Source organism: Clostridium sp. LS3 (assembly GCF_055330225.1).
In genome coordinates this window covers 1-20,603 of the sequence record NZ_JBUZVV010000002.1, presented here as the reverse complement: position 1 = coordinate 20,603, position 20,603 = coordinate 1, and the positions used below count along the sequence as shown (strand labels likewise).

The 20,603-nt window shown below is 27.0% G+C and carries 28 protein-coding genes; 9 read left to right on the top strand and 19 right to left on the bottom strand.

The features are described from left to right. Positions 1-29: 29 nt before the first annotated feature. From ACZJV1_RS18935 to ACZJV1_RS18855, 17 genes are all read right to left on the bottom strand, one after another. On the bottom strand, positions 30-368 hold the full coding sequence (locus ACZJV1_RS18935) for a hypothetical protein (protein ID WP_463652317.1): 339 nt from the start codon (positions 366-368) through the stop codon (positions 30-32). A gap of 95 nt (positions 369-463) precedes the next feature. Further along, the gene (locus ACZJV1_RS18930; RefSeq protein WP_463652316.1) at positions 464-1,156 is read right to left on the bottom strand and encodes a hypothetical protein; all 693 of its coding nucleotides are present in this window, start codon (positions 1,154-1,156) and stop codon (positions 464-466) included. Between the two features lie 138 nt (positions 1,157-1,294). Then, positions 1,295-1,657, bottom strand: a complete 363-nt coding sequence (locus ACZJV1_RS18925) for a hypothetical protein (RefSeq protein WP_463652315.1) — start codon at positions 1,655-1,657, stop codon at positions 1,295-1,297. Positions 1,658-1,678: 21 nt separating this feature from the next. Further along, the gene (locus ACZJV1_RS18920) at positions 1,679-1,891 is read right to left on the bottom strand and encodes a hypothetical protein (protein WP_463652314.1); all 213 of its coding nucleotides are present in this window, start codon (positions 1,889-1,891) and stop codon (positions 1,679-1,681) included. Between the two features lie 422 nt (positions 1,892-2,313). Further along, a complete protein-coding gene (locus ACZJV1_RS18915; protein WP_463652313.1) occupies positions 2,314-2,484 on the bottom strand; it encodes a hypothetical protein in 171 nt (56 codons plus the stop codon). Beyond that, positions 2,484-2,762 carry a hypothetical protein gene (locus ACZJV1_RS18910; protein ID WP_463652312.1) on the bottom strand — a complete coding sequence of 93 codons (279 nt, stop codon included), beginning with the start codon at positions 2,760-2,762 and terminating at the stop codon, positions 2,484-2,486. The genes ACZJV1_RS18915 and ACZJV1_RS18910 overlap by 1 nt, the downstream gene beginning before the upstream one ends. 14 nt (positions 2,763-2,776) lie before the next feature. Further along, positions 2,777-3,013 carry a hypothetical protein gene (locus ACZJV1_RS18905; RefSeq protein ID WP_463652311.1) on the bottom strand — a complete coding sequence of 79 codons (237 nt, stop codon included), beginning with the start codon at positions 3,011-3,013 and terminating at the stop codon, positions 2,777-2,779. Between the two features lie 222 nt (positions 3,014-3,235). Beyond that, positions 3,236-3,397 (bottom strand): hypothetical protein, encoded by a 162-nt coding sequence (locus tag ACZJV1_RS18900; protein WP_463652310.1) that lies wholly within the window; start codon positions 3,395-3,397, stop codon positions 3,236-3,238. 228 nt (positions 3,398-3,625) lie between these two features. Next, positions 3,626-4,069: a hypothetical protein gene (locus ACZJV1_RS18895; protein ID WP_463652309.1), complete on the bottom strand. Its 444-nt coding sequence runs from the start codon at positions 4,067-4,069 to the stop codon at positions 3,626-3,628. Between the two features lie 20 nt (positions 4,070-4,089). Then, complete coding sequence (locus tag ACZJV1_RS18890) at positions 4,090-4,470, bottom strand: hypothetical protein (RefSeq protein ID WP_463652308.1); 381 nt, start codon at positions 4,468-4,470, stop codon at positions 4,090-4,092. Between the two features lie 1,586 nt (positions 4,471-6,056). Then, positions 6,057-6,287, bottom strand: a complete 231-nt coding sequence (locus ACZJV1_RS18885; RefSeq protein ID WP_463652307.1) for a hypothetical protein — start codon at positions 6,285-6,287, stop codon at positions 6,057-6,059. 12 nt (positions 6,288-6,299) lie between these two features. After that, on the bottom strand, positions 6,300-6,605 hold the full coding sequence (locus tag ACZJV1_RS18880) for a hypothetical protein (RefSeq protein ID WP_463652306.1): 306 nt from the start codon (positions 6,603-6,605) through the stop codon (positions 6,300-6,302). Positions 6,606-6,611: 6 nt separating this feature from the next. Then, positions 6,612-6,803 (bottom strand): hypothetical protein, encoded by a 192-nt coding sequence (locus tag ACZJV1_RS18875; protein WP_323731963.1) that lies wholly within the window; start codon positions 6,801-6,803, stop codon positions 6,612-6,614. An 86-nt stretch (positions 6,804-6,889) separates the two neighbouring features. Beyond that, a complete protein-coding gene (locus ACZJV1_RS18870) occupies positions 6,890-7,147 on the bottom strand; it encodes a hypothetical protein (protein ID WP_463652305.1) in 258 nt (85 codons plus the stop codon). A gap of 535 nt (positions 7,148-7,682) precedes the next feature. After that, a complete protein-coding gene (locus ACZJV1_RS18865) occupies positions 7,683-8,342 on the bottom strand; it encodes a hypothetical protein (protein WP_463652304.1) in 660 nt (219 codons plus the stop codon). A 7-nt stretch (positions 8,343-8,349) separates the two neighbouring features. Further along, the gene (locus tag ACZJV1_RS18860; protein ID WP_463652303.1) at positions 8,350-9,852 is read right to left on the bottom strand and encodes an FtsK/SpoIIIE domain-containing protein; all 1,503 of its coding nucleotides are present in this window, start codon (positions 9,850-9,852) and stop codon (positions 8,350-8,352) included. Then, on the bottom strand, positions 9,849-10,073 hold the full coding sequence (locus ACZJV1_RS18855) for a hypothetical protein (RefSeq protein WP_463652302.1): 225 nt from the start codon (positions 10,071-10,073) through the stop codon (positions 9,849-9,851). The genes ACZJV1_RS18860 and ACZJV1_RS18855 overlap by 4 nt, the downstream gene beginning before the upstream one ends. Before the next feature lie 120 nt (positions 10,074-10,193). Here ACZJV1_RS18855 and ACZJV1_RS18850 point away from each other — a divergent pair, with 120 nt between their 5' ends. Continuing rightward, on the top strand, positions 10,194-10,802 hold the full coding sequence (locus tag ACZJV1_RS18850) for a restriction endonuclease (protein WP_463652301.1): 609 nt from the start codon (positions 10,194-10,196) through the stop codon (positions 10,800-10,802). Positions 10,803-10,855: 53 nt separating this feature from the next. Here ACZJV1_RS18850 and ACZJV1_RS18845 read toward each other — a convergent pair whose 3' ends face one another. Together ACZJV1_RS18845 and ACZJV1_RS18840 are read right to left on the bottom strand one after the other, a co-directional pair. After that, positions 10,856-11,932 (bottom strand): tubulin-like doman-containing protein, encoded by a 1,077-nt coding sequence (locus ACZJV1_RS18845; protein ID WP_463652300.1) that lies wholly within the window; start codon positions 11,930-11,932, stop codon positions 10,856-10,858. Positions 11,933-11,936: 4 nt separating this feature from the next. Then, positions 11,937-12,239, bottom strand: coding sequence for a hypothetical protein (locus tag ACZJV1_RS18840; protein ID WP_463652299.1), 303 nt, complete (start codon positions 12,237-12,239; stop codon positions 11,937-11,939). Positions 12,240-12,541: 302 nt separating this feature from the next. On the opposite strand from ACZJV1_RS18840, the gene ACZJV1_RS18835 reads away from it, so the two are divergent. From ACZJV1_RS18835 to ACZJV1_RS18800, 8 genes are all read left to right on the top strand, one after another. Beyond that, the gene (locus tag ACZJV1_RS18835; protein WP_463652298.1) at positions 12,542-13,219 is read left to right on the top strand and encodes a MerR family transcriptional regulator; all 678 of its coding nucleotides are present in this window, start codon (positions 12,542-12,544) and stop codon (positions 13,217-13,219) included. Positions 13,220-13,639: 420 nt separating this feature from the next. After that, complete coding sequence (locus tag ACZJV1_RS18830) at positions 13,640-14,377, top strand: hypothetical protein (RefSeq protein WP_463652297.1); 738 nt, start codon at positions 13,640-13,642, stop codon at positions 14,375-14,377. Positions 14,378-14,624: 247 nt separating this feature from the next. Further along, positions 14,625-14,819 (top strand): hypothetical protein, encoded by a 195-nt coding sequence (locus tag ACZJV1_RS18825; protein ID WP_463652296.1) that lies wholly within the window; start codon positions 14,625-14,627, stop codon positions 14,817-14,819. Positions 14,820-14,883: 64 nt separating this feature from the next. Continuing rightward, positions 14,884-15,075, top strand: coding sequence for a hypothetical protein (locus ACZJV1_RS18820; protein WP_463652295.1), 192 nt, complete (start codon positions 14,884-14,886; stop codon positions 15,073-15,075). A 65-nt stretch (positions 15,076-15,140) separates the two neighbouring features. Further along, the gene (locus ACZJV1_RS18815; RefSeq protein WP_463652294.1) at positions 15,141-17,867 is read left to right on the top strand and encodes an RNA dependent RNA polymerase; all 2,727 of its coding nucleotides are present in this window, start codon (positions 15,141-15,143) and stop codon (positions 17,865-17,867) included. Continuing rightward, on the top strand, positions 17,855-18,592 hold the full coding sequence (locus ACZJV1_RS18810; protein ID WP_463652293.1) for a hypothetical protein: 738 nt from the start codon (positions 17,855-17,857) through the stop codon (positions 18,590-18,592). Before ACZJV1_RS18815 ends, ACZJV1_RS18810 begins: the two co-directional genes overlap by 13 nt. Before the next feature lie 205 nt (positions 18,593-18,797). Beyond that, positions 18,798-19,136 carry a hypothetical protein gene (locus ACZJV1_RS18805; RefSeq protein WP_463652292.1) on the top strand — a complete coding sequence of 113 codons (339 nt, stop codon included), beginning with the start codon at positions 18,798-18,800 and terminating at the stop codon, positions 19,134-19,136. 34 nt (positions 19,137-19,170) lie between these two features. Then, the gene (locus tag ACZJV1_RS18800) at positions 19,171-19,494 is read left to right on the top strand and encodes a hypothetical protein (protein ID WP_463652291.1); all 324 of its coding nucleotides are present in this window, start codon (positions 19,171-19,173) and stop codon (positions 19,492-19,494) included. Positions 19,495-20,603 lie beyond the last annotated feature (1,109 nt).

Below are 20,603 nucleotides of genomic sequence, written 5' to 3'. Positions count from 1 at the left end.
ACTCCTTAATTTATAAAATTTTTACTCAATTAATTCTTTATTGATATTTCTTTATAATTATTTATTAAAGTTAATTCATCAATCAATAGATTAAAACTATCTTTCTTTCCTAGCCTAGCAAGTAAATAATTACCCTTTGAGTTAGTTCTTCCATTTGTTACATAATAAGCGTTTAAGTCTTCTTTTGATTGATAAACATAACAAGATTTATTTTTTAAATAATCCTTTGCTATTTGTTCTAAATCGGCATTATATTTATTTTCCTTTGTTATTGTTTTACATCTTCCATCTATTCTTAAAGGGCAATTATGACAATTGTCATTGTAATTTATTTTGCATACTGTATTTAATAAAATTTTTAACTCCATGTTAATAACTCCTTACTTTTTAATTATTTAATTTCTTTTAATTATTTACATAAGGGAATATTTTTCTTATATATTCCCTTAAGTCTACAATTAAATTAACAACCATATTTCCCTAGAATAGTTTCTTGTATACTGTTTTTCCAATTTTCTATATCTGTTCTTATTGACCAATGTTTATTATATCCATTAAAATGTCTTAGTAAATGTAATAAATTAGAGTCTTTATCATCTACCCATAAAGAAAAGTTTGGATATTTTTTTCCTTCTGATTTTTCTAAGTCATAAAAATGTTTTTTAATTTCTTTTCTCGTATTTTCCAATGTGTTATTATATTGGAATTCATCACCATAATTATAAGCTTTATAAGTGTTATAAGTTTCTTTTGTTGTATCTTTAAACACTCTATAACCAGATAAACCCCCTAAAATTTCTATACTATCAAATGAGCAATTTAAACTACAATTAACAAATCTTAAAATCCCTTCGTATGAATATGATATATTACCATTTCTTTCAAAAGGTAAACGTGAGTTATTACAATCATCAATTTCAGAATCATTTGTTATATAGTGACAAGAATCAACAAACCCTATTGCATCACCTATATTGTAATTCTCATATCTATGATATTTCTTAGCATCTTCTTTAGTCTTTTCATTTCCTAAAATTTCGAGGTAAATCTTTTTGCCCTCATTGTTTGTAAAAGCTGTTCTAATCCTACAATTACATATTTCTCCTGTGTATGTGTCTTCCATTCCAGCACCTTCAAAATATAAAACTTTTTTCATAATTTTAACACTCCCTTTAAATATTAATTATTTGATTATTTTGTTATTGGATTTATTTAATTTGTTAATACTATTGTAAGCTTATTATTATATAATGTCAATAACTTTTTAAATATTATTTGATTATTTTTAAAAATATTATTTATTGTTATTGTGATAATCTAAATAGGTATTAATTACCTTGTTTAATTGCTCCTTACTATTTAATGTCATATCCCAGTCACCCAACTCTATAGATTGAAATATATATGTGTTTGTTTTTTCTCCTTCTATCCACCAAGTGCCGTTTGACAATTCGGTGTATATTTCCCCCTCCTCAATATACACTTTATCTGTGCTTTTATCGGTCGTATAAGCTATTTTAAGGCTATTAGATGTATTAGTATTAACTTCTTTTACTTCCTTCTCTAATTGACTAATTTTAACGTTTTGAGTGACTATAGTTAATATCATAGTAGTTATTATTAATATTGTTAAAATTGTTCTCTTGTCTTTTTTCATTTTTTTCGTTACCTCGCTTTTTTAAATTGCTCTGTTTGTATCTGTTAAGTAAAAATGTTGTTTATTATCTTGACTAGATATATCCATTACATTTTTTAAACCTTCTTTGCAAGTGTCACATAATAGATTTAATTGTATTCCAATTTCAAGCGTCCAACCAAGTCCATTAAATTGTGTATGGCAACAACTACATTTTGCATTTACTAAATTTCCAACCCTTCTAATTACTATCATCTTCTTTATTCCTCCTTATTCTGTTAAGGTTTAACCCTTAAGCGTTATACTTATTGTATCATACTATTTTATATTTGTATATAATTTATTTGATTATTTTATTTAAAATCTTTTTGACTAAGTAGGTAGTCAAGTTCTTTCGTTGTGTTGATGTGTTCTGCATTGATTTGTTAAGTCTATTATATCAAACCGATTGAATAAGTCAATAAAAACTTTGATTATTTTATACGAATTATAAAAATATTTTAATAATATTATTCGTGTTTATGTAGACGTATTTAAAACACTCTAAAATCAATTTTAAGCGTTTTAATTACTTATAGTGTAATATATCCACTTATATATTAAAAGTGTTATATTGAGCCTATTTTATGCAATAGAATTGATTTTAGAGTAAAATAAAAAAGCACTACAATAGTGCTTCAAATACGTTTTATAGGATTTTCAATCTTTAAATCTAACAGTTTTTTATATATCTCTCTTGTTTTTATTCTCGCCCTTCTATAGCTTTTTATAGGCTTTTTAAATAGTTCTATTTCCACTCTTAAATTTTCTTTAGTAAGTGATTTTATTTTTCTATCATACTTATTCATTAGATACAATCCCCTACAAGCTTATTACACGCTTTTATTTTGTAGTATATTAAATATATAAAATTATCCTTTTTTGTGTAGCTAAATGTAATATTATCCTTTGTGCTATATTCAACTACTAAATTAGTTACATCTTTTACAATTTCTTTTTCTTTTATAAAGTTGTCCAATTCTTCATTGTATTTTATCAATTCTTCAATTGTTAGCCTTGCCAAACCTCTTTTTATAATGTCCTCTATTGCTTTACTTATTTGCATTTCTAATGCTTTATTAATCATTTTTTATACTCTCCTTATAAATAAAAATCAGTTATAGTAATTGTAAATTCGTTGTTTATATAGTCAATTTTTTCTGATTCATATTTAACTAAATTACCTTCTATATCTATTCCATCATTATATAATAATTTCCCTTGTATGATTAAATTTAATATTATGTTTTCTATTTTTCTTGTTTTCTCTCTTGCTTTTTCATCTCCTAAAATATTCCTCATGTGTTGCATATCTTCATTATAGATTCTTATTCTCATTTCCTCACTACCTCGCTTAAATTATTTTTTGTTTGATTATTTATTTTAAAGTTTCTTTTTTTACGTTATTTCCTTGTATCTTTATCTCTATTATCTTATATTTAAATATCCACTTGAAAAGCGTAAATTATATGCTATAATTTATATTAAGGAAAAGGTTAAGTATGAGATAACCTTACATTGTTTTATATGTTTTCTTTAAATAACTAGTTTGTGGTAGGACTAGTTATTTTTTTTGTCGTTTTTTGTGATGCTTATTTCATCTATTTTACTATTATTATCTTTATTGCTTACCTTTTTTGTTATATTGTAATCTTTTAGCATAGCAATTATAATAACTATTGTAGTGCAAAATATAGTAAATACTTGTACCATATCACTCATAGACACGCCCTCCCCTCATGGTTATTGCTTATATATTCTATAAGCTTTCTCATACTTAACCCGAGGAGGTATATAAAACACTCCTTAATTATTAGAAAACATTATGTTTTCTACTCTTTAATTGTACCATATATAGAAATGTTTGTAAAGAAAAACTTTTAAATTTATTTGATTATTTTAAAGTAAATAAAAAAGAAGGTTCAAACCTTCTTAAATACTTTTTTTTATTTATTTTAGTAAATATTCTTTTAAATCTTTTATCCTCCAATTTAACTTTTTTCTATCTAAAATACTTATATTTTCAATATCTGTTTTAGACAATTCTATTAGCTCATTTAGTTTGTTTTGTCTTTCTTCTCTATCTTTTAAAGTTTCTTCTGTTGTTATAATTCCATCTAATTTTAAAAATTTAATTATTTCCTTTATTTCCTTCTCTGTTAGTCTACAATGTTCACCTTCCCATAAAAACTTAATTCTATTATTAACTATTGAAAAAGGATAATTACCGTTTGGATAATCTAGTATCTTGTCTTTTGTTATTGCCGTTATTGTTCCAGTTGTAAGAGTTTCTAAACATATAGCCTTGTTGCCCTTTATTTCTTCTACTAGAATGTAATGGCTTTTCTTAGTAGTTCCAGTTAAACAATAATAGTATTGTTGCTCATTATTCATAATAATCGCTATCCCCTTTATTAATATTTTAAATATTCATCTTTAATTAAATCTAATATAAATCTTTTTTGTAATGTCGGTAATGTTATATCATCTTCATATATATAAGTTTTCTCATGTTCTTGTAAATCTATCTTATAATACCTTTTGTCTTCTTTTATATTCCATCTATGTTCTAATGTAAAACCTAGTTGATAATTTTTATTGTGTTCCATACCAGTATATATTATTCCAGTTCTATAACCTAAATACTCTATATTAAAGCTAGTCATACATATATAGTCTTCTTGTATAAACCCACTTTCTTTTACGTATTCTTTCATTTCTTTATCTGTAAATTGTATGTTTAACTCACAATCTTTAGTTTCTCTATTATACATTTTAGAACTTAATATTTTCATAATTAAAACCCCTTTATACTTGTTATTTTAATCTATAACTAATTATATCATATATAAATTTAATTGTACATAGTTTATTATAAATTATTTGATTATTTTAAAATGTTCTATAATATCCTATATACTGCTTTAAATGAGTAAAAAACCACGAAACTTTACAAATAAGGTTTTATGTCATATAGTAATGGTATTGTAAGTATTAAAATAAAAACGCTTAAAAAGGCTTGTGGCGAGTTTTAAAGTTATATAATGTTTGATTATTTTATAATTTGGTGTGTTTTACTGTTGTAAATATATGTATAGTAAATTAGGTGGTAAAAACACGAATTATAATATTAATGTTAATGATAAGATTCGTATGTATAATTCATATGTTTATGTAGTTATTAAAACTAGATGTAATGATGTTTAGGTTTATTATTTATATGTTAGTGTTTAAAATTTGTATATTTACATTATTATATGTAGTTTAATTATATTACATATAGTTATTGATACTATTTAATGATATGTTTATAGTGATATATTGTAATGGTAATATATTATTAATACGAATGATTTATATTTGTTATGTGTTAATGTATGGGTAAAAGTTGTATAAGTTTAATATGATAATAGTTATATAATAATATAATATTAGTTATATATTAGTATGATATTAATATAAGTATGTGTAATATATGTATAAACAATATGTTAATATAGGTTTGATTATATATGTATTATAGTTATATATAGTATGTGTAATGTAATGGTTAGGTGTTATATGAGTATGTATTAAGTGTTAATAATGAAATGTTTTTAAGTGTTTTTATGGTTGATATTGGATAGATTAGGTATTATTATTATTGTTTATGTGTGTTGAGTTTGTTTGGATATGGTTGGAAAATTGTGTTTTTATGGTTTGTTTTTTGGGAATAATAAGGTTGAATATGGGTATAATATGAGTTGCGATTATTTTGTTTTGTGGTAATGTCTTTCATTGAGAAAATAAAGTTGAAAACAATTTTCACGAACTTTTTGAAGAAATTTTTAGCTAATTTTCAAAAAAAAGATTAACATTTCTAAAAGTCTAAAGATTCTCATATTTTTAAAAAAAGGTCGTATAATATGGTATTATACGAATTATTTTTGATTTTTTACTAAAATAAGAATGTTTGTTCCCATAGTGGGGGGTATATTGTATTTTAAAAAGGCTCATTTTTGGCATCGGAGTTGCTAAGTAGGTACACAGAGAAATCGAATCAAAATTTAAGCCAAAATCATCAAAATCACTGGAAAATAATCGTACGATAAACCATCCCATCACGATTAAACCGCACAACCAAGCCATTGTTCAATTCTAAAACCACTACAAAACATTATTAATTACACTAAACAAACACTTAAACTCTCTACAAACCCACTAACCATGCGACTTACAACGATATTTTAACCCTAACCAGTCTAAAAACACTCATATTAAAACCTATTCAAACCCAGTAATATCAATGCTTAACACCACATAACAAGCCAATAATCACGATATTCACTAAAAATAACAAAAAAATAAGAGTAACTGTTAATTACTCTTATTACATAAAAGCCTATTTAATCATAAAATCTGTAACAATATTTATCCCTTTTCCACATAGATAAATCATTAAAAATTCTTTGCTCATTAATCCTAATCCCAAAAATCCTAATAATATAAATCCAGATACTACACTATTAATATTTTCTTGTTTCTCCTTTCGAATATCATAAATCATTTGAGCGTATCCAAACTTATCAAATTTATAAGTTTTAATATTTCTTTTCTTTAAGAATTTAATCAAAATATCACACCCCTATTGCTTATTAGCAATTCCTTCTTTAACTGCTTCAAATAACCAAGGAAATAAACCTTTAATTTCCTCACCGCTTGGAGATGCTGTTCCAGAATCTTTTACCGCTCCTAGATATTTAAAAAATTCCTTACAAGTTAATGAATAACCGCCTAGACCAACAAATTCAGATTTTGTATCTTCTCCAAAACTTTTAAGTAATCTCTTTAATGCAAATGTAATAGCAAAATTAACTCCTATATCTATAAAATGTTCCTTATAATTTGCCATATGAGTTGCTAACAATGTTATTAATATAATGTAACTCATAATGATTTAATCTCCTAATCTTCTAAGTTGTCCTAAAGCTTCAAGCACACATCCTATGGCTGTAGTTACTAGCATAGAGTTAGAAGCAATTTTGCAATACTGAGCTTCTTGAGACTTTCCTAAATCTGATAATATCTTTTCTGCTATGGCACTACCAACTCCAACACTTGCCATTGTAATAATTAAACCTAAACTCATACTAATTAACTTCCCTTCTATTTATTATTAAAAATTATTAAGTATGGGGGGATATAAAGTATTAAATTATATACCCTCTAAAATAGCTATTGTGCCTTTTTCTGCTTATACTCATTAATATCTATAACATTACTTGATTTTTTAATAACAGACTCCTTTCTGTAAAAGCTTTTAATTTTATTAATTACACATTTGATTAATTTATAAGCTTCTCTAACAAGCAAATATATAAATTTAACAAGTTCTCTTGTTGCTACTCCAACTAAAACAGCATTTTTCCCAAAAGTTTTAGTTGTTTTTTTAATATTACGTTTTCTTAATAATGCAAATCCTAATAGATTCATGATATTCACTCCTTTGTATATATCACAACATTAAGATATTTCCTTGACTTTTACACTTTCATTCTACATCTAATCATTAATTAATCTACATTTATAAACAGCCTTTTTAGTGCCTATTTAATCTATTGAATTAATAATACAAATTGTAATTCTCACTTAAAGGAAGGATAAAACAACCATTTTACAAACATAAACTAATTAAAGTTAAATATAAAAGAAAATATAAAATATGAAAATATTTATATTGTATTTATAAAAATAGTCAATGTATCAATCTTTTGGTAATGTATAATTCTTTTGTTATAACTAGGAATTATATCTTAGTTATGTATTCCCATCAATGTAAAATGATGGGTTTAAGGTGCAAGGCTTGTCTTCCGACACCGCCTTATAATGGCTCACATTCGTTCCCCATTAATTGGTTTTCAAGAATGAAGTTATTGCTTGATTACAAGTCTTACTAATATACTTTTTAGTGGTATTACTATGTGAATATACTTTCTTAATATACTCTAAGAAGAAAAAAATAAAAAAATTAAAGAAGAACTTTACCGATTCCCTTTAGGTCGTGATGAACTTGATAGCTTCTAATATCATCCATTCTCCAAGGAGTTTTATGGTCTATGTCATCTATAAAAAGAACTGCTTCATTAGACTCTACTCTCTCCATAACTCCATATTTTCTAAAAATCTCATTAGTTAAAATTTGAACCTCGTTATTTTGATTTATTATCTCGTTATATTTTTCATTAGCCTTTTTATTTTGGTCTGGGAAAGGTAATAGTCCAGTGGCTACTATAGTCTCAATACAAATAGAATAAATATATTTATCCATTTTAAAAACTATAAATCCATCACTTCTATATTTACCTTCTAGCCATGATTGCTCTCTCTTAAAATACAATATAGTCGCTCCTAATTTAAATATTTCAGAATAAGCGTTCATGGTTAAAATGGTATGTTTAGAAGGTGTTTTATATTGATTTTCTATATAAAAAATCTTTTCTGGTGCATATATCTTATGGTTTATAAAACTTCTACAATACTGTAATCTTTCTATCTCTGCAAGTCTCTTTCTAGCCAAATCATATCCATACTTCCTATCCGCAAACCATATATTACAACATTGGGATATTGTTATAAAACCATTATCCTCAATGTACCTTACAATCTCTCTATCTCTCTTAGTCAACAATTAAATATCACTTCCTTCTCGGTTTTTCTGTTTTGCTAAAATCTATCTTAGTTCCATCAATAATATTTACATTATTCAAATCTAGTGGATTTTGCCAATTATCTATAAAATGTTCACTCACCTTTTTAATATCCTTATTTTTATTGAGTGTTTTTTCCAATTTATCATTGATTTGTGATGATATTTCAGTTTTCTCAATAGTTTTTGATGATTTATTTTTTTCTTCTTTTCTTTCTTGTTTTGTTTTTTTCTTAGAGTTATTTGAGTTAGGTGCTTTAGATTCTATTAATTCTTTAGAATTATCATACATTTTCAAATCTATAGGCACATATCTACTCCATCTCAAAGGTTCAAGATAGTTATCTATCATTTTTGAATACAAATTAACTGTTCTGCCATAGTATTTTTCATCAGTTTTAGTTATAAAATCTCTTTGTCTTAGAGATACAGCTTCATCGCTATCTATAGCTATTTCAGAGGATTTTCTATTATTAACTTTAAATGTAACCATTACATTACTCATAGCTTTAAGGAAACTTGGTAGTTTATCAACTGTTGCTCTTTGAGTTCCCATTACAATATATAATCCACACGCTCTACCTATTGCAATTAAGCGTTCCATATTGGATTGTATAGCTTGTTTAATTATCTTGTTTTGTTTCCCATTCTCTCCTTCTGGCATTAGACTGGCGTATTCATCTATTACAAAGTACATATATTTCCACTTACTGCCTTTTATCTTTCCTTTTTCAATAGATAAGTTATAATCATAAATATTATCTCCATTACCTCGCTCTTGGATTGGTTCTAATATCTCTTGTCTTTTATCAACTATATCAAGCAGATATCTTGTCAAAGAATATATGTCCATTAAATTTTTTGCATAATATCCACAGTGTTTACAGCGTTTATATATGGTCTGGTCAGTCTTATCAGCTTGTGCTATAAAAATTTGAACATCATTTTCAGAGGTTGTTGCAAGTAAATTCACCAGCATCAAATCTATAAACTTAGTCTTTCCCATGTTAGTAGAGCCTTGAATTAAAACGTGGGGGTACTTTAGCATATTAGCAACCATTGGTTTTCCATCTAAGCCAGTAGACATATATAACTCCCAAGGCTTTAATTTTATTGGTTTAAAATCCACATCTGGTATATCATTAGTTATAAACAAGGCTTTACAATGTTTAGACTTTGGAACTCTTGTTGTTACGAATTTGCAACCCAAATTGTCTTCTATAATAGCTATATTTCTCTCATTTTCAATATCTCTAAAGGTTAATCCATCAGTATTAAGGATATTGCACTCAAATCCGAAATCTTTCACCTTTATATTGGATAAAGGAAATGTCTTTTCAAGTTGGTTATATAACCCCATATAAGCCATAGTTTTTATCCAACTCTCATTTAGCTTACTAACTTTAACCCTATCCTCAGTCTTTTTCTTAGCAATTGCCCTTTTTTCTTCTTTTGTTAGCTTGGGCTTATTTTTTTTAAATATATTTATCACAATCCAACCTTCCCTCCTTTGTTAGTCTTAGGTTTAGTTGATTCTTTATATTTTTCAAAACTCCTAATGTGCTTAGAAACACTTGCTGATTTGTACTCATTGATATTTCCAATCTTATATTTATATAATATATATAAAGGAAATACTATTAGCCATGTTCCAATTAAAGTATATGTTGGATTGTTTAATAGAGATTTTAAATAATAGTTAAAATCCTTCACTACTACTCCCCTTTTTTGATTTCCTATACTAGCATACTATTAGATTAACTATAAAAGGTTACTATGTTTTTAGAATAATTTTTAAAATTTTTGAATATAATAAAGTTTGAGGTGATGGTATTGAGCAAAGTTAATTCTATACTAAGATTAGATAAACAAGAAAAAAGCATCATTTATGTTCTAACTTTATTGTTTAAAACTATTATATTAATAATAAGCTCTATTTCTAAAGGGCTTATTTGGGGTGTGAAAGCAAGTTCTAATATAATAAAAACTAACAGAGAATTAAAATTACTTGGTTTTACCACTCTCTCCTTGATGGGCAAAGTAGAAAAAATATCTCATAGAGATTTTGAATTTTTTGTAGCTGAATTATTTAGATTGCAAGGATATAATGCTACTGTAACTCAATCAGTTTGTGATTATGGTAGAGATATAATATTAAAAAATAAAGAAGGAGATATTTTTGTAGAATGTAAACACTATAGAAATGAACTAATAGGTCGTGAGATTTGTCAAAAGCTTCTTGGTTCTATGGATATGTTTGGAGTTAAAAAAGGAATTATTATTACAACAAGTCATTTTCACAAAAATGCTTATGAAGTTCAGAGAATGGTTGGTAAAGATAGATTAATACTATTAGATTATGAAGATATATTGGATTGTTTAAGTAAATTACAACCAGAACATTTAAAGAAAATAGCTTTTAAATTAAATAGTTGTGTTTGAACAAAGATGTTTAGGGTATTAAAAATGGCTAGGATTAATCCTAGCCTATAAAACTAACTAAAAAATTTAAATATATCGTCCATACTAGCCATAGCTTTTTTCTTTTCTGGTTTTGCTTCGTGACTTGTTTTTATTGACTCTATTTTAACCTCCTCAACATCTTCTTCTTTAACTTCTTGGTTTATAAGTTTCACTTTTTCATTTGCTAATTCAGCTATATTATTGCTAATGCTTTTATTTTCTTTACAACCAGTAACCATTATAATATTGCTTACCTTTGTTGGTGTCATGTGGCTATTAGGGAAATGTCCTACAACTTCTGATATTATTCCAATAACGTCTTTTTCTTTAATCTTTTCGTGTATTGCATATCCTACTGATTGAGGTTTCTTTATAGTATGACAATATATTGATTCACTATATGCTTCTTGGCATCTTTCTTTAAAGTTTTCTAGGTCGATAGCATCAAAAGTAAACATCATTGCTTGACCTTTATTTTTGAATAAATCTATTCTTTCTGATTCCTCGACATTACTATCGTTATTTGCTCCTTCACCTTCTATCCATCTATCAAATAGCATATAATGTTCCATATTTATATCATCAAATTCATCTCTTGAATCATTATCGATTATATAGTATTGATTTACAATATCTGCTTCAACTAAACCATTTAATTCTTCTAAACTCTTTTTTGCATTTGCTTGAAGTTGATAAGATTCAAACTCTCTCGGCTTAGCAACAACGGCTATTATTGTTGCATTTTCCTTACCTTTTTCTTTTAATTTTGTTTTAAGTGTTGCCATAAAGAAATTAGATAAACCTCCGCCAGTTCCACCACCTAATGTATAATGAACTACAAATATCTTTGTTGTTGGATGGGCATCTATTAACTTGCCAGTCATTTCACCATAATAATTCTTTCCGTATTCTATAGCAACATTCCTTTGTTTAGCACAACCCTTAGCTGATGGTACATGATAAATCAAATCATCTTTAACACCTAATTGAGATAAATCATCATAACTGGTATTTATAAAAAAGCTTCTATATTTGTTATCATGGAATTCTTTTGCTAATTTACACCCACCTTGACCTATACCAACTATACAAAAATCATCTTTTAACATATATTTATTCTCCTTTTTGCTCTTTTATTCTTTTTATTTTCTCTAATAACTTCTCATCTATTTTCATGTTTTCTTCAACTACTTTAATTCCTTCTTGTGTTAAAAAAAATGTATCTGCTCTTTCATCCTTTGCACCTTTTTCTACAAGACCTAAACTTATAAACATCCTCATCGATTGTCTTATTTTAGGTATTGATAGACTTGTTTCACTTGCTATTCTCTGAATTTTAAACGAACACAATTTTGAAAAACAAGTATTTTGGTACAGCAACCCTATTATTCTATATTCATTTCTAGTAAAATCCACCAATTTCACTCCCTTCATTAGTTTAATATTACCATTTTATATTAATATAATCAAGACAATATTTAATTAATATAAATATACTATGAATATAACATTAACTTTATATTTGTTTTATATCATTTTAATATTATATTGATATTAACTTGATATTAAAGTAATATTAACTTTATATTTATATTATATTAAAATGATATAAAAGTGTTAATACTATAATATAAAAAATATAATAAATTAATATTATCTTTATTTATGATTAAATTTATGTTATAATTACCAATATTATGATAATTGGAGGTGTTTAAATGTCCAAAAGAGATAAAGTAATAGATACATTGTATAATGAGGTTGAAAAGCCTGAGTTTTACACAATATCAGAAGCCTCAAATAAACTTGATATATCTACAACTAAAATAAATCATTGGATTTTTAAGCTTAGCAAAGCTAAAGATAACTTCTTTAACAATTCAAGCAAATTAACAGAGGATGATTTAGATAAAATTAAACTTGCTCAGTCATTGTTGGATGATGGGTATAATTTTGAAGAGATAATTAATCATTTTACAGATGAAGCAAACGCATTGATTAATAGAGATGATAATACAATAGTGAAAACCGACTTAACTAAACTTGATTCACAAGTTTTATCAAAAGCTTTAACGATAGAAGTTGAAAAAAATATAAATAAATTAATTGACTCCATAAAAAATGAGTTTTCACAAAATATAGTAAGTGAATTTGAACAACAAGCTTCTAAAATAGCTGGGTCTTCTCTAAAAGCGATACAGCAAACCAAAAATGAAATGCTTAGTGAAGTCATTGCTTTAAAAGAACAAAATGATATGTTCAAAAATGAGTTAGAAAGAATGTATTCAAAACAAACAGATGAACTTAGAAGAAAGCTAGAAGCTAAAGAAGAAGCTATAAAAAAGCTAGAAGAAGAAAACAACAAAGGTTTCTTTTCAAAAATATTTAAACGATAATCAATTGAAAGATACATTTGAAACAAGTTATATGATTAAAGAAGAAATTGACAAGATGAAAAATAAAAATGGGGTTTTTAGCAAATTAAACTATAATATTTAAGGGGATAAAACAATAAATACAGATTCCCTTAAAACAGATAATAAAATAAACAAACAAAATATTGACAAATGAAAAGGAATATGATATATTAATTAACAAAAGAGATAAATGAAAAAGAAAGCAACAAAAAAAACATGACAATCATTTCGTTTAGAAATGTAATCTCTTTTATATGTAATATAATAATCTTTATTATATTATAGTATCATTTCACACGTTCATATGCGGTTGAAATGTATTCAAAAGTGTAAAATATGAGCATTTCACACGTTCATATGCGGTTGAAATGTATTTAGGTTTTAAGAGGGGAGGTAGAAATGATTAGCAATAGTTACTTTATCAAAATAGAAAAAGATTGGTTTAGGGAAGATGGTTTTTATAATAAGTATGGGGAATATGGATTAGCTTTTTATACAATAGCTTCGCAGAGATACACTAATATGGAATTATGCTCAATAAACCTCCCCACCATATATGAACAATTAGGGCTTACATCAAGAAGTAATAGAAATCAAGTGCTAAAAGTAAAAGAATCATTTGATAATATGGTTAAAAATGAATTTATTAAGGTTTATTTTATTGATAAACAAATCAAGGAGATTAAAAAGAATCAATTATCATATATGTATGATATGGAGTATACAACAAATAGAGATAATAATTTTATAATGGTTTATATAGATGACATAAAAAAAATTCTAAATATGAAAGTAAAAGGTAAATTTAAATTATATGCTTTATATGTGAAAATATTATGTTTATGCAATAATAGTCAAGGAGTTAGAAGAATTAGTTCAAAAGAATTAGAAGATATAGGGGTAGACAAAAGAACCCTAATAAAATATATAAAGATATTAGAAGATGAGAAGTTAATAGCATACTGTTCTGGTGGTTATGATAAGAAAAACAAAAAAGAAAACTACAATGTATTCTCTAGATATTCAGATTTGGAGTCATTAAAGAAGCATTTAGAGTCATATGGAGGATATGATGTGTTAAAGTATCAAAAAAGCAAAAGAGATGAAAAAAGAACTGAAAAAGCATTGACAAAATAATCAAATAATGATATGATATGTGATATAGTTAATAATTTTATATAAAAACAAGTTGTAAGGAGGGGGTGGTTTATATGGACAAGCATCAAGTAAGTTTAGAATCAATCAGAATAGATTACAAGCTGTTGTAATGTTGAATAGGTATAAGCAATAGAACAACTTTAAAATTAAATACAGAGTCTTGTGGCGAGTTTTATACATATATTAAAATAAAAATGGTAAAAAGAAAGGAAAAGAGGTTTTTAAAATGACAAAAAATATTATAACAAAAGAAATGTGGGAATTTCACTTAGAAGAGGAATTAAAGAAACAAGAGATAAGAGATAAGTGGGCTGTAAATAATAAAAAAAGAACATATAGAAGACCAACTCTAAAAAGAAGAGAAGGAATGAATGATTTTACATACGCTGAATGGCAAGAATATGTGAATGAATATAAATAAACATAAAATAATCAAATAAAATAGATGCGAAAAGATAAATAATAAGAAATTTAGGGGTGGAATTATGAAAATAAAGAAAGTATTCTCAAGAGAAAGAGCATTGGAATGTATTGAAAGGGATTGTAGATACATATATCCAGAACCAAATAGAAAAAATCCAAAATTAACTGTCTTTTGCTTTGAAGACAATCAACGTCTAAGAGATGTATTGACAGATATACAGAATAGAAAAGAGTTTGAAAAAGTTAATGTTTAAAAATACAAACTAGAAAATAATCAAGCAAAATAAATCAAATAGACAAACATGGAGGGGTAGAAGGAATGAGCAAACAATTATGTAGTAGTAGGTATGTACTAAAAATAAATTCTTCAAGGCTACGAAATAGCAACTGGGATTTAAAGCTATCTCTACAAGAAGCTAGAGATAATGAAGAACTTATAATGTTAGGTGATAGTCAACTACTAAGATTTATAAGAAGATTGAGTGGCTTAAATTACTCTGAGCAAGAGATATCAGAAGTAAAAAAGAACATTAAAGTGTTAAGAAAAGAAAATAATCTAAAAAAAGTAAAGGAAGAAATAGCAAAACAGTACAATAATTTGGATAAAATGTTGTATATGAAGCATTATATTGGGATTGTATTCGATAATAAAGCTGATTTTGACCGAGCAACTGGGAAAAAGGGATTTAAAATCAATGGAATACAGTTTAAAAGATTGCTAGGAACTACTGGTGGTGTAAAAAATGACACTGTAATGTTTTGCAGTGAAGAGATACACGAAGATTTAAATATAAGACTGAATAATGGAAGAAACCTAGATTTTCTAATAATTCCAGCTAAATTTGAAGCTTACAAGTCATTATCTGCTTCTGTTTCAACACCAGTTACTATGCCAAGGTTATTAGTTATCAAAGATGGAACAGTAAAAATTAAAGATAAGGTGATTAGAGTTAGTGGAGATGACAAATTTATAGTAGAACATGGAGTAGACTATGAAGCTGACAAGGATTTCACTGACGGTGCTGGTATAATTACGCCAGAAATGGCACAAAAATGGGCTGATGATTTAGGCTTAGATTATTTACCAAGTGGTTTTAACACAAGATTTGCATTTAATAAGGGAATGGTTGGTACTTTCCCACTATTGGAATTTGCAGAAGACGTAGCTGAAACTTATTTTGTGAAGGATGCTTGGGGTCATGAGAGAGATATTAGAGAGGTTGATGTAGTTTTAACTACAAATATGCTTAAATTATGGGGAGCATATGAATCTTTAGAGGATTATATGGAAAACTGCATAAAATACGAATGGGATTTTTGTGTAACTAAAGTTTGTCCTAAAGAATTAGAAAATAAGAGAAATATGAACTACCAATATCTACAAAGTTACGAAAATATGTCAGATAATGACATAGAAGAGTTAGTTTCAGAGACAGTAGGGGATATAAATGGGGCTTTAGGTGATGATTATATTAAGCAAATACTGTTTTTAAAGGGGATTCACTTAAACGATAAGAACATAAATACAGATGATTATGACTATTTAAAGGCTTTATTAATAGACAAAGAGGTATCTCAAGACCCTTTTGTAAAGCAAAAAGTCTTAGGAATGATAGAAAAGAAGATAAAAGATGCAAAAAAAGGTGTAATTTCAGTAAATGGGAATTATTCTATAATATTCGGAGACCTATATGCTTTATGTGAAAGTATGTTTGGAATGGAAATAAAAGGGTTATTAGGGTTTGGAGAGTTTTATTCTTATCACTGGACAAATAAAGGAGTTTATGAGGTTGTAGCTTTTAGAAGCCCAATGACAAGTCATAATAACATAAAGAAAATGAGATTTATAGATGATGAAAAGGTTAGAAAATGGTTTAGGTTCATGAAAACTGTAATAATTTTCAATGCTTGGGATACTACTACAGATGCTATGAACGGTTGCGATTTTGATAGCGATGCTATAATAACCACTGATAATCCAGTTATTTTAAGGAATACTATGGAAAAATTAGCAATAGTATGTGAGCAAAGAAGTGTTCCAAAGGTTAAAGTAACAGAAAGTCTATTAAAAAAATCAAATAAAAATGGTTTTGGAGAGGATATAGGTACAATTACTAATAGAGTTACAACTATGTTTGATGTATTAGCTTCTCTTGGAAAAGGTAGTAATGAATACAATGAATTGATGGATAGAATAATATGTGGACAAGCTTATCAGCAAGAAAGCATAGATAGAATTAAAGGAATAAAAGCAAAGGAAATGCCTAAAACTTGGTTTAGCTATAAAGATATAAAGAAAGATGAATCATTAACAGATGAAGAAAAAGAAGGTCTTTACAAATTAATGGTTAATAAAAAACCTTATTTCTTTATATACAACTATCCACATTTGTATTCTCAATATAATAAGTTTATAAAAGATGTTAATAACAATTCTATAATAAGATTTGGAAAAACATTAAAAGAATTGAGAGAAGAAGATAATAAAACAGAAGATGAAGAGATATTCATAAAAAGTGTTGATTACAAGAATCCAGTTTTTATGAATAATAGTATAATGAATAGAATTTGTTGGAGATTAGAGGACGAATTCAAAGATGTAAAGACAAAAGTTAAAGATTCAAGTAATTTTGATTACTCAATATACAAAACTGAAAAGAAGTATATGCCAAAGGTGAGAAAAGAAATAGAGGAATTGTTTAAAGAATATAAGAAACAACAACGTCAATATGGACAAACTAGGATAGTACATACTTCCAAGGAAAGTAAAGAGGAAAGAAGAAAGGTGTTTGTAGAGAGTTTTAAACAAAAGGCTACTATAATATGCCCTAATGAAGAAGATTTATGTAATGTTATTTTGGATATAGCTTATAAGTCTAATTCTTCAAGACAATTTGCATGGGATATATGTGGAGATATTATTATAAAAAATCTTCTCAACAAAAACAACAATAAATATACGTATCCTATCATGGATGAAAATGGGAATATCGAATGGAAGGGCTACAGATTTTCAATGAGGGAGGTTCAAGTATGCGAGGAGTAGTTTTAAGAGAAAGTGAAATATTAAGAGAAGGTTTAAAAGGAAATATAGATAAAAAGCCAATGACTACATTGAGAGTATTGGCGAAACATTATCTTGGACAAGGATTGAGTAAGGAAGAAACAGAATTAAAATTAGACATATATATGCAAGATAACTATGAGGGGTATAAACCTTCTAAGTGGAAAAGCTTGTTGAATAGTTTAGTTAAATCAATTAACAGCTTTGGTATGGTAGATATAAATGCAATATCAATAACTCACAATGAGTGGAATAGTATAAAAGTATTAAATGACAAACAACTTGAAAAATTAGCTTTTATATTATTAGTATATTGCAAGTTAAATAAAGTAAAACATCCAGATAGTGAAAATAGGGTTTATAATAATTTAACTGATATATTTACTGAATCTGGAATAAGAATGGTAGATGAAAACAAACTTCTATTAAACAAGTTAGTTAACTATAATTACATATCTCAAGGAAAATCATGTAATTCTACATCATTAAACATAGGGTATTGTGAAAACAATGGAGAAGTTAAGTTTATTATAGACAATTTTGTAAATGTGATAAGTTATTATAACGAACACTCTACTGGGAAGAAGTATTTTGCTTGTAAGGATTGCAACAAAAGACTTCTACAGAATTCTAATAGTATGAAATATTGTAAGAAATGTGCTAACAAAGCCAATATAGAAAAGACAGTAAATAATAGAAAAGTGTGAAATGTTTGAAATAGAAACTTGAAAGTCAGAACCTTGTAAGCCAGTGACACCAACGGTTTCGAGACTTATTTTTCTTTGAAAAACACAAAGTTCAGTTGTACTAATATGGATAGTAATATATCGTTTTTGTTATTGTCCATTACCCCTTAAAGGGAGTAGGAGACTGCTCCCTAAAAATATTTTAAAGAGAAAAGGAGAGATTTTTATGTACGGAGAATTTTTAAACAAAATTATTGCAAAAGATAAAAATGGACAAAAGATAGATGGATTACTAGAAGGAGCAAATGAGGTAATAATTGACAGAGACAATAACTTTGACCCAATTTCAGCAGTTTTTGAGTTAGAAGTTATAAATAAATCATTACTTGCTTTTTGGAAAAAAGGTTTTACAGTAGAAATTGAAAAAACAAGAGTATTCAATGCTGATGGGTCTTCAACAAAAGATGTTGAATCATTTAAGGTTGCAATTGATAGTGTAACAGAATGTATTGGGCACGAAAAAGACGTTTGCAGATTCTATGTTCGTTGTAATGTAATAGAATAAATAAATTTAAGTGAGAGAAAAGGAGATAATGATTATGGGAAGAAAGAAAAATCCTAAAATATTAGAAAAGAACGTAAGATTAATAAAAGAAGATGGATTTTATAGATTAGAAGGTTTAGAAGGTGAAGAACTTAAAGGTGAAGGAGAATTAACTAAAGAATTAGAGAAATTCTTAGAAAAAGGTGTGCCTATTGATATTTCAATGAAGTTACACAAGCCAAAAAAGGAAAAAGAATCAAAGCCTAAACTATTCTATATTTGTGGATGTGGAACAAAGATAAAACCTATTAAGGGTGTAGAATTAAATATAATCTGCAAAGATTGTGGAGAAAAATTTGAAATAACAGAAGAAAAATAATCAAATAAAATATTGACATAAAAACACTTATGTGTTATAGTATATGTATAGTAAAGATTGGTTCGGCAAAACTGGTCTTTACTCGAAAAAGCAAAATTGACTTTTTAATTAATTGTTATTGAACTAAGTAAATTAAAGTAATAATTGCAGAAACTAAACTAAAGAAAATAATCAAATAAAGATGGAACTTGTATTTGATGAAATTAATTAATTAAATTATCTAAACACACTGATTTAAAATTGGTTTCTATCACCACTGGGAAGAAAGTATAGATAGAAAAGATAACAACTTTTTGAAATGTTGAAATAGGTATCTACCGCCATCGGAAGAAAAGGGTAGATAGGAAGTGTCGTTACCTTCTGAATGTAAGAGAATTTGAATTTGTCCACCAAGTCGTGGATATTAGAGGTGGCTTAATTGCCAGTTTGAATTTTGATGTGGGAACTCGCTACAATTTTGGAGGGCGACAGATACTTGTTAGGTGGGCGTGGAGTATCAAAGAGTAAGCTATCTACAGTTCAAAAGACCATGTGACAAAATGGCTCATGGAATAAGAACCGCCATTTTTAAAAGGGGACGATAGCAATAATTCCTAACTTGTCATTAGGGGTTAATGAAAATAAACACTAACTTTTAGCGAGGTTGAGCATATTATAATTCATATGATGTGCTGACATCTTAAAAATCTGATATTATTACATGACGAATGTGCATGGCATTGGTAGGCAATATAAAACCTAAAAGATTTGCGTAACATAATTGTACGCTGTTGGCAGACAACAGAAAAATCAGCTTAAACGAGACAAATATACTATTCACGAGTGGGGTAGTGATAACAATATAGAAGTTTAGGGTCGGCAAACTCTGAATAAATTTCGTTCAAAAGAGCGGTGTAAAACAACGTGGTAGAGCCACACTTAAAAAAGTGCATCAACACTATAACAAGAATGTGAAAAAGGTAGAATAACAGAGCCGAGTAGGGCTGAATAAAAATACTACTATCTACCACGACCTAGAGTGGATTTAAAAACTAGGTTCTATCAACAACATATTATACCAGAACCTTCTAAGCCTAGGTCTTACACTTTCATTGTAAGATATGCGAAAC

Coding starts and splice junctions, on each gene's coding strand:
- ACZJV1_RS18835 (WP_463652298.1), top strand. CDS start 12,542: ATGTCCAAAAGAGATAAAGTAATAGATACATTGTATAATGAGGTTGAA.
- ACZJV1_RS18905 (WP_463652311.1), bottom strand. CDS start 3,013: ATGAGAATAAGAATCTATAATGAAGATATGCAACACATGAGGAATATT.
- ACZJV1_RS18845 (WP_463652300.1), bottom strand. CDS start 11,932: ATGTTAAAAGATGATTTTTGTATAGTTGGTATAGGTCAAGGTGGGTGT.
- ACZJV1_RS18900 (WP_463652310.1), bottom strand. CDS start 3,397: ATGAGTGATATGGTACAAGTATTTACTATATTTTGCACTACAATAGTT.
- ACZJV1_RS18830 (WP_463652297.1), top strand. CDS start 13,640: ATGATTAGCAATAGTTACTTTATCAAAATAGAAAAAGATTGGTTTAGG.
- ACZJV1_RS18910 (WP_463652312.1), bottom strand. CDS start 2,762: ATGATTAATAAAGCATTAGAAATGCAAATAAGTAAAGCAATAGAGGAC.
- ACZJV1_RS18805 (WP_463652292.1), top strand. CDS start 18,798: ATGTACGGAGAATTTTTAAACAAAATTATTGCAAAAGATAAAAATGGA.
- ACZJV1_RS18810 (WP_463652293.1), top strand. CDS start 17,855: ATGCGAGGAGTAGTTTTAAGAGAAAGTGAAATATTAAGAGAAGGTTTA.
- ACZJV1_RS18870 (WP_463652305.1), bottom strand. CDS start 7,147: ATGAATCTATTAGGATTTGCATTATTAAGAAAACGTAATATTAAAAAA.
- ACZJV1_RS18875 (WP_323731963.1), bottom strand. CDS start 6,803: ATGAGTTTAGGTTTAATTATTACAATGGCAAGTGTTGGAGTTGGTAGT.
- ACZJV1_RS18880 (WP_463652306.1), bottom strand. CDS start 6,605: ATGAGTTACATTATATTAATAACATTGTTAGCAACTCATATGGCAAAT.
- ACZJV1_RS18925 (WP_463652315.1), bottom strand. CDS start 1,657: ATGAAAAAAGACAAGAGAACAATTTTAACAATATTAATAATAACTACT.
- ACZJV1_RS18920 (WP_463652314.1), bottom strand. CDS start 1,891: ATGATAGTAATTAGAAGGGTTGGAAATTTAGTAAATGCAAAATGTAGT.
- ACZJV1_RS18815 (WP_463652294.1), top strand. CDS start 15,141: ATGAGCAAACAATTATGTAGTAGTAGGTATGTACTAAAAATAAATTCT.
- ACZJV1_RS18935 (WP_463652317.1), bottom strand. CDS start 368: ATGGAGTTAAAAATTTTATTAAATACAGTATGCAAAATAAATTACAAT.
- ACZJV1_RS18825 (WP_463652296.1), top strand. CDS start 14,625: ATGACAAAAAATATTATAACAAAAGAAATGTGGGAATTTCACTTAGAA.
- ACZJV1_RS18820 (WP_463652295.1), top strand. CDS start 14,884: ATGAAAATAAAGAAAGTATTCTCAAGAGAAAGAGCATTGGAATGTATT.
- ACZJV1_RS18930 (WP_463652316.1), bottom strand. CDS start 1,156: ATGAAAAAAGTTTTATATTTTGAAGGTGCTGGAATGGAAGACACATAC.
- ACZJV1_RS18890 (WP_463652308.1), bottom strand. CDS start 4,470: ATGAAAATATTAAGTTCTAAAATGTATAATAGAGAAACTAAAGATTGT.
- ACZJV1_RS18915 (WP_463652313.1), bottom strand. CDS start 2,484: ATGAATAAGTATGATAGAAAAATAAAATCACTTACTAAAGAAAATTTA.
- ACZJV1_RS18895 (WP_463652309.1), bottom strand. CDS start 4,069: ATGAATAATGAGCAACAATACTATTATTGTTTAACTGGAACTACTAAG.
- ACZJV1_RS18800 (WP_463652291.1), top strand. CDS start 19,171: ATGGGAAGAAAGAAAAATCCTAAAATATTAGAAAAGAACGTAAGATTA.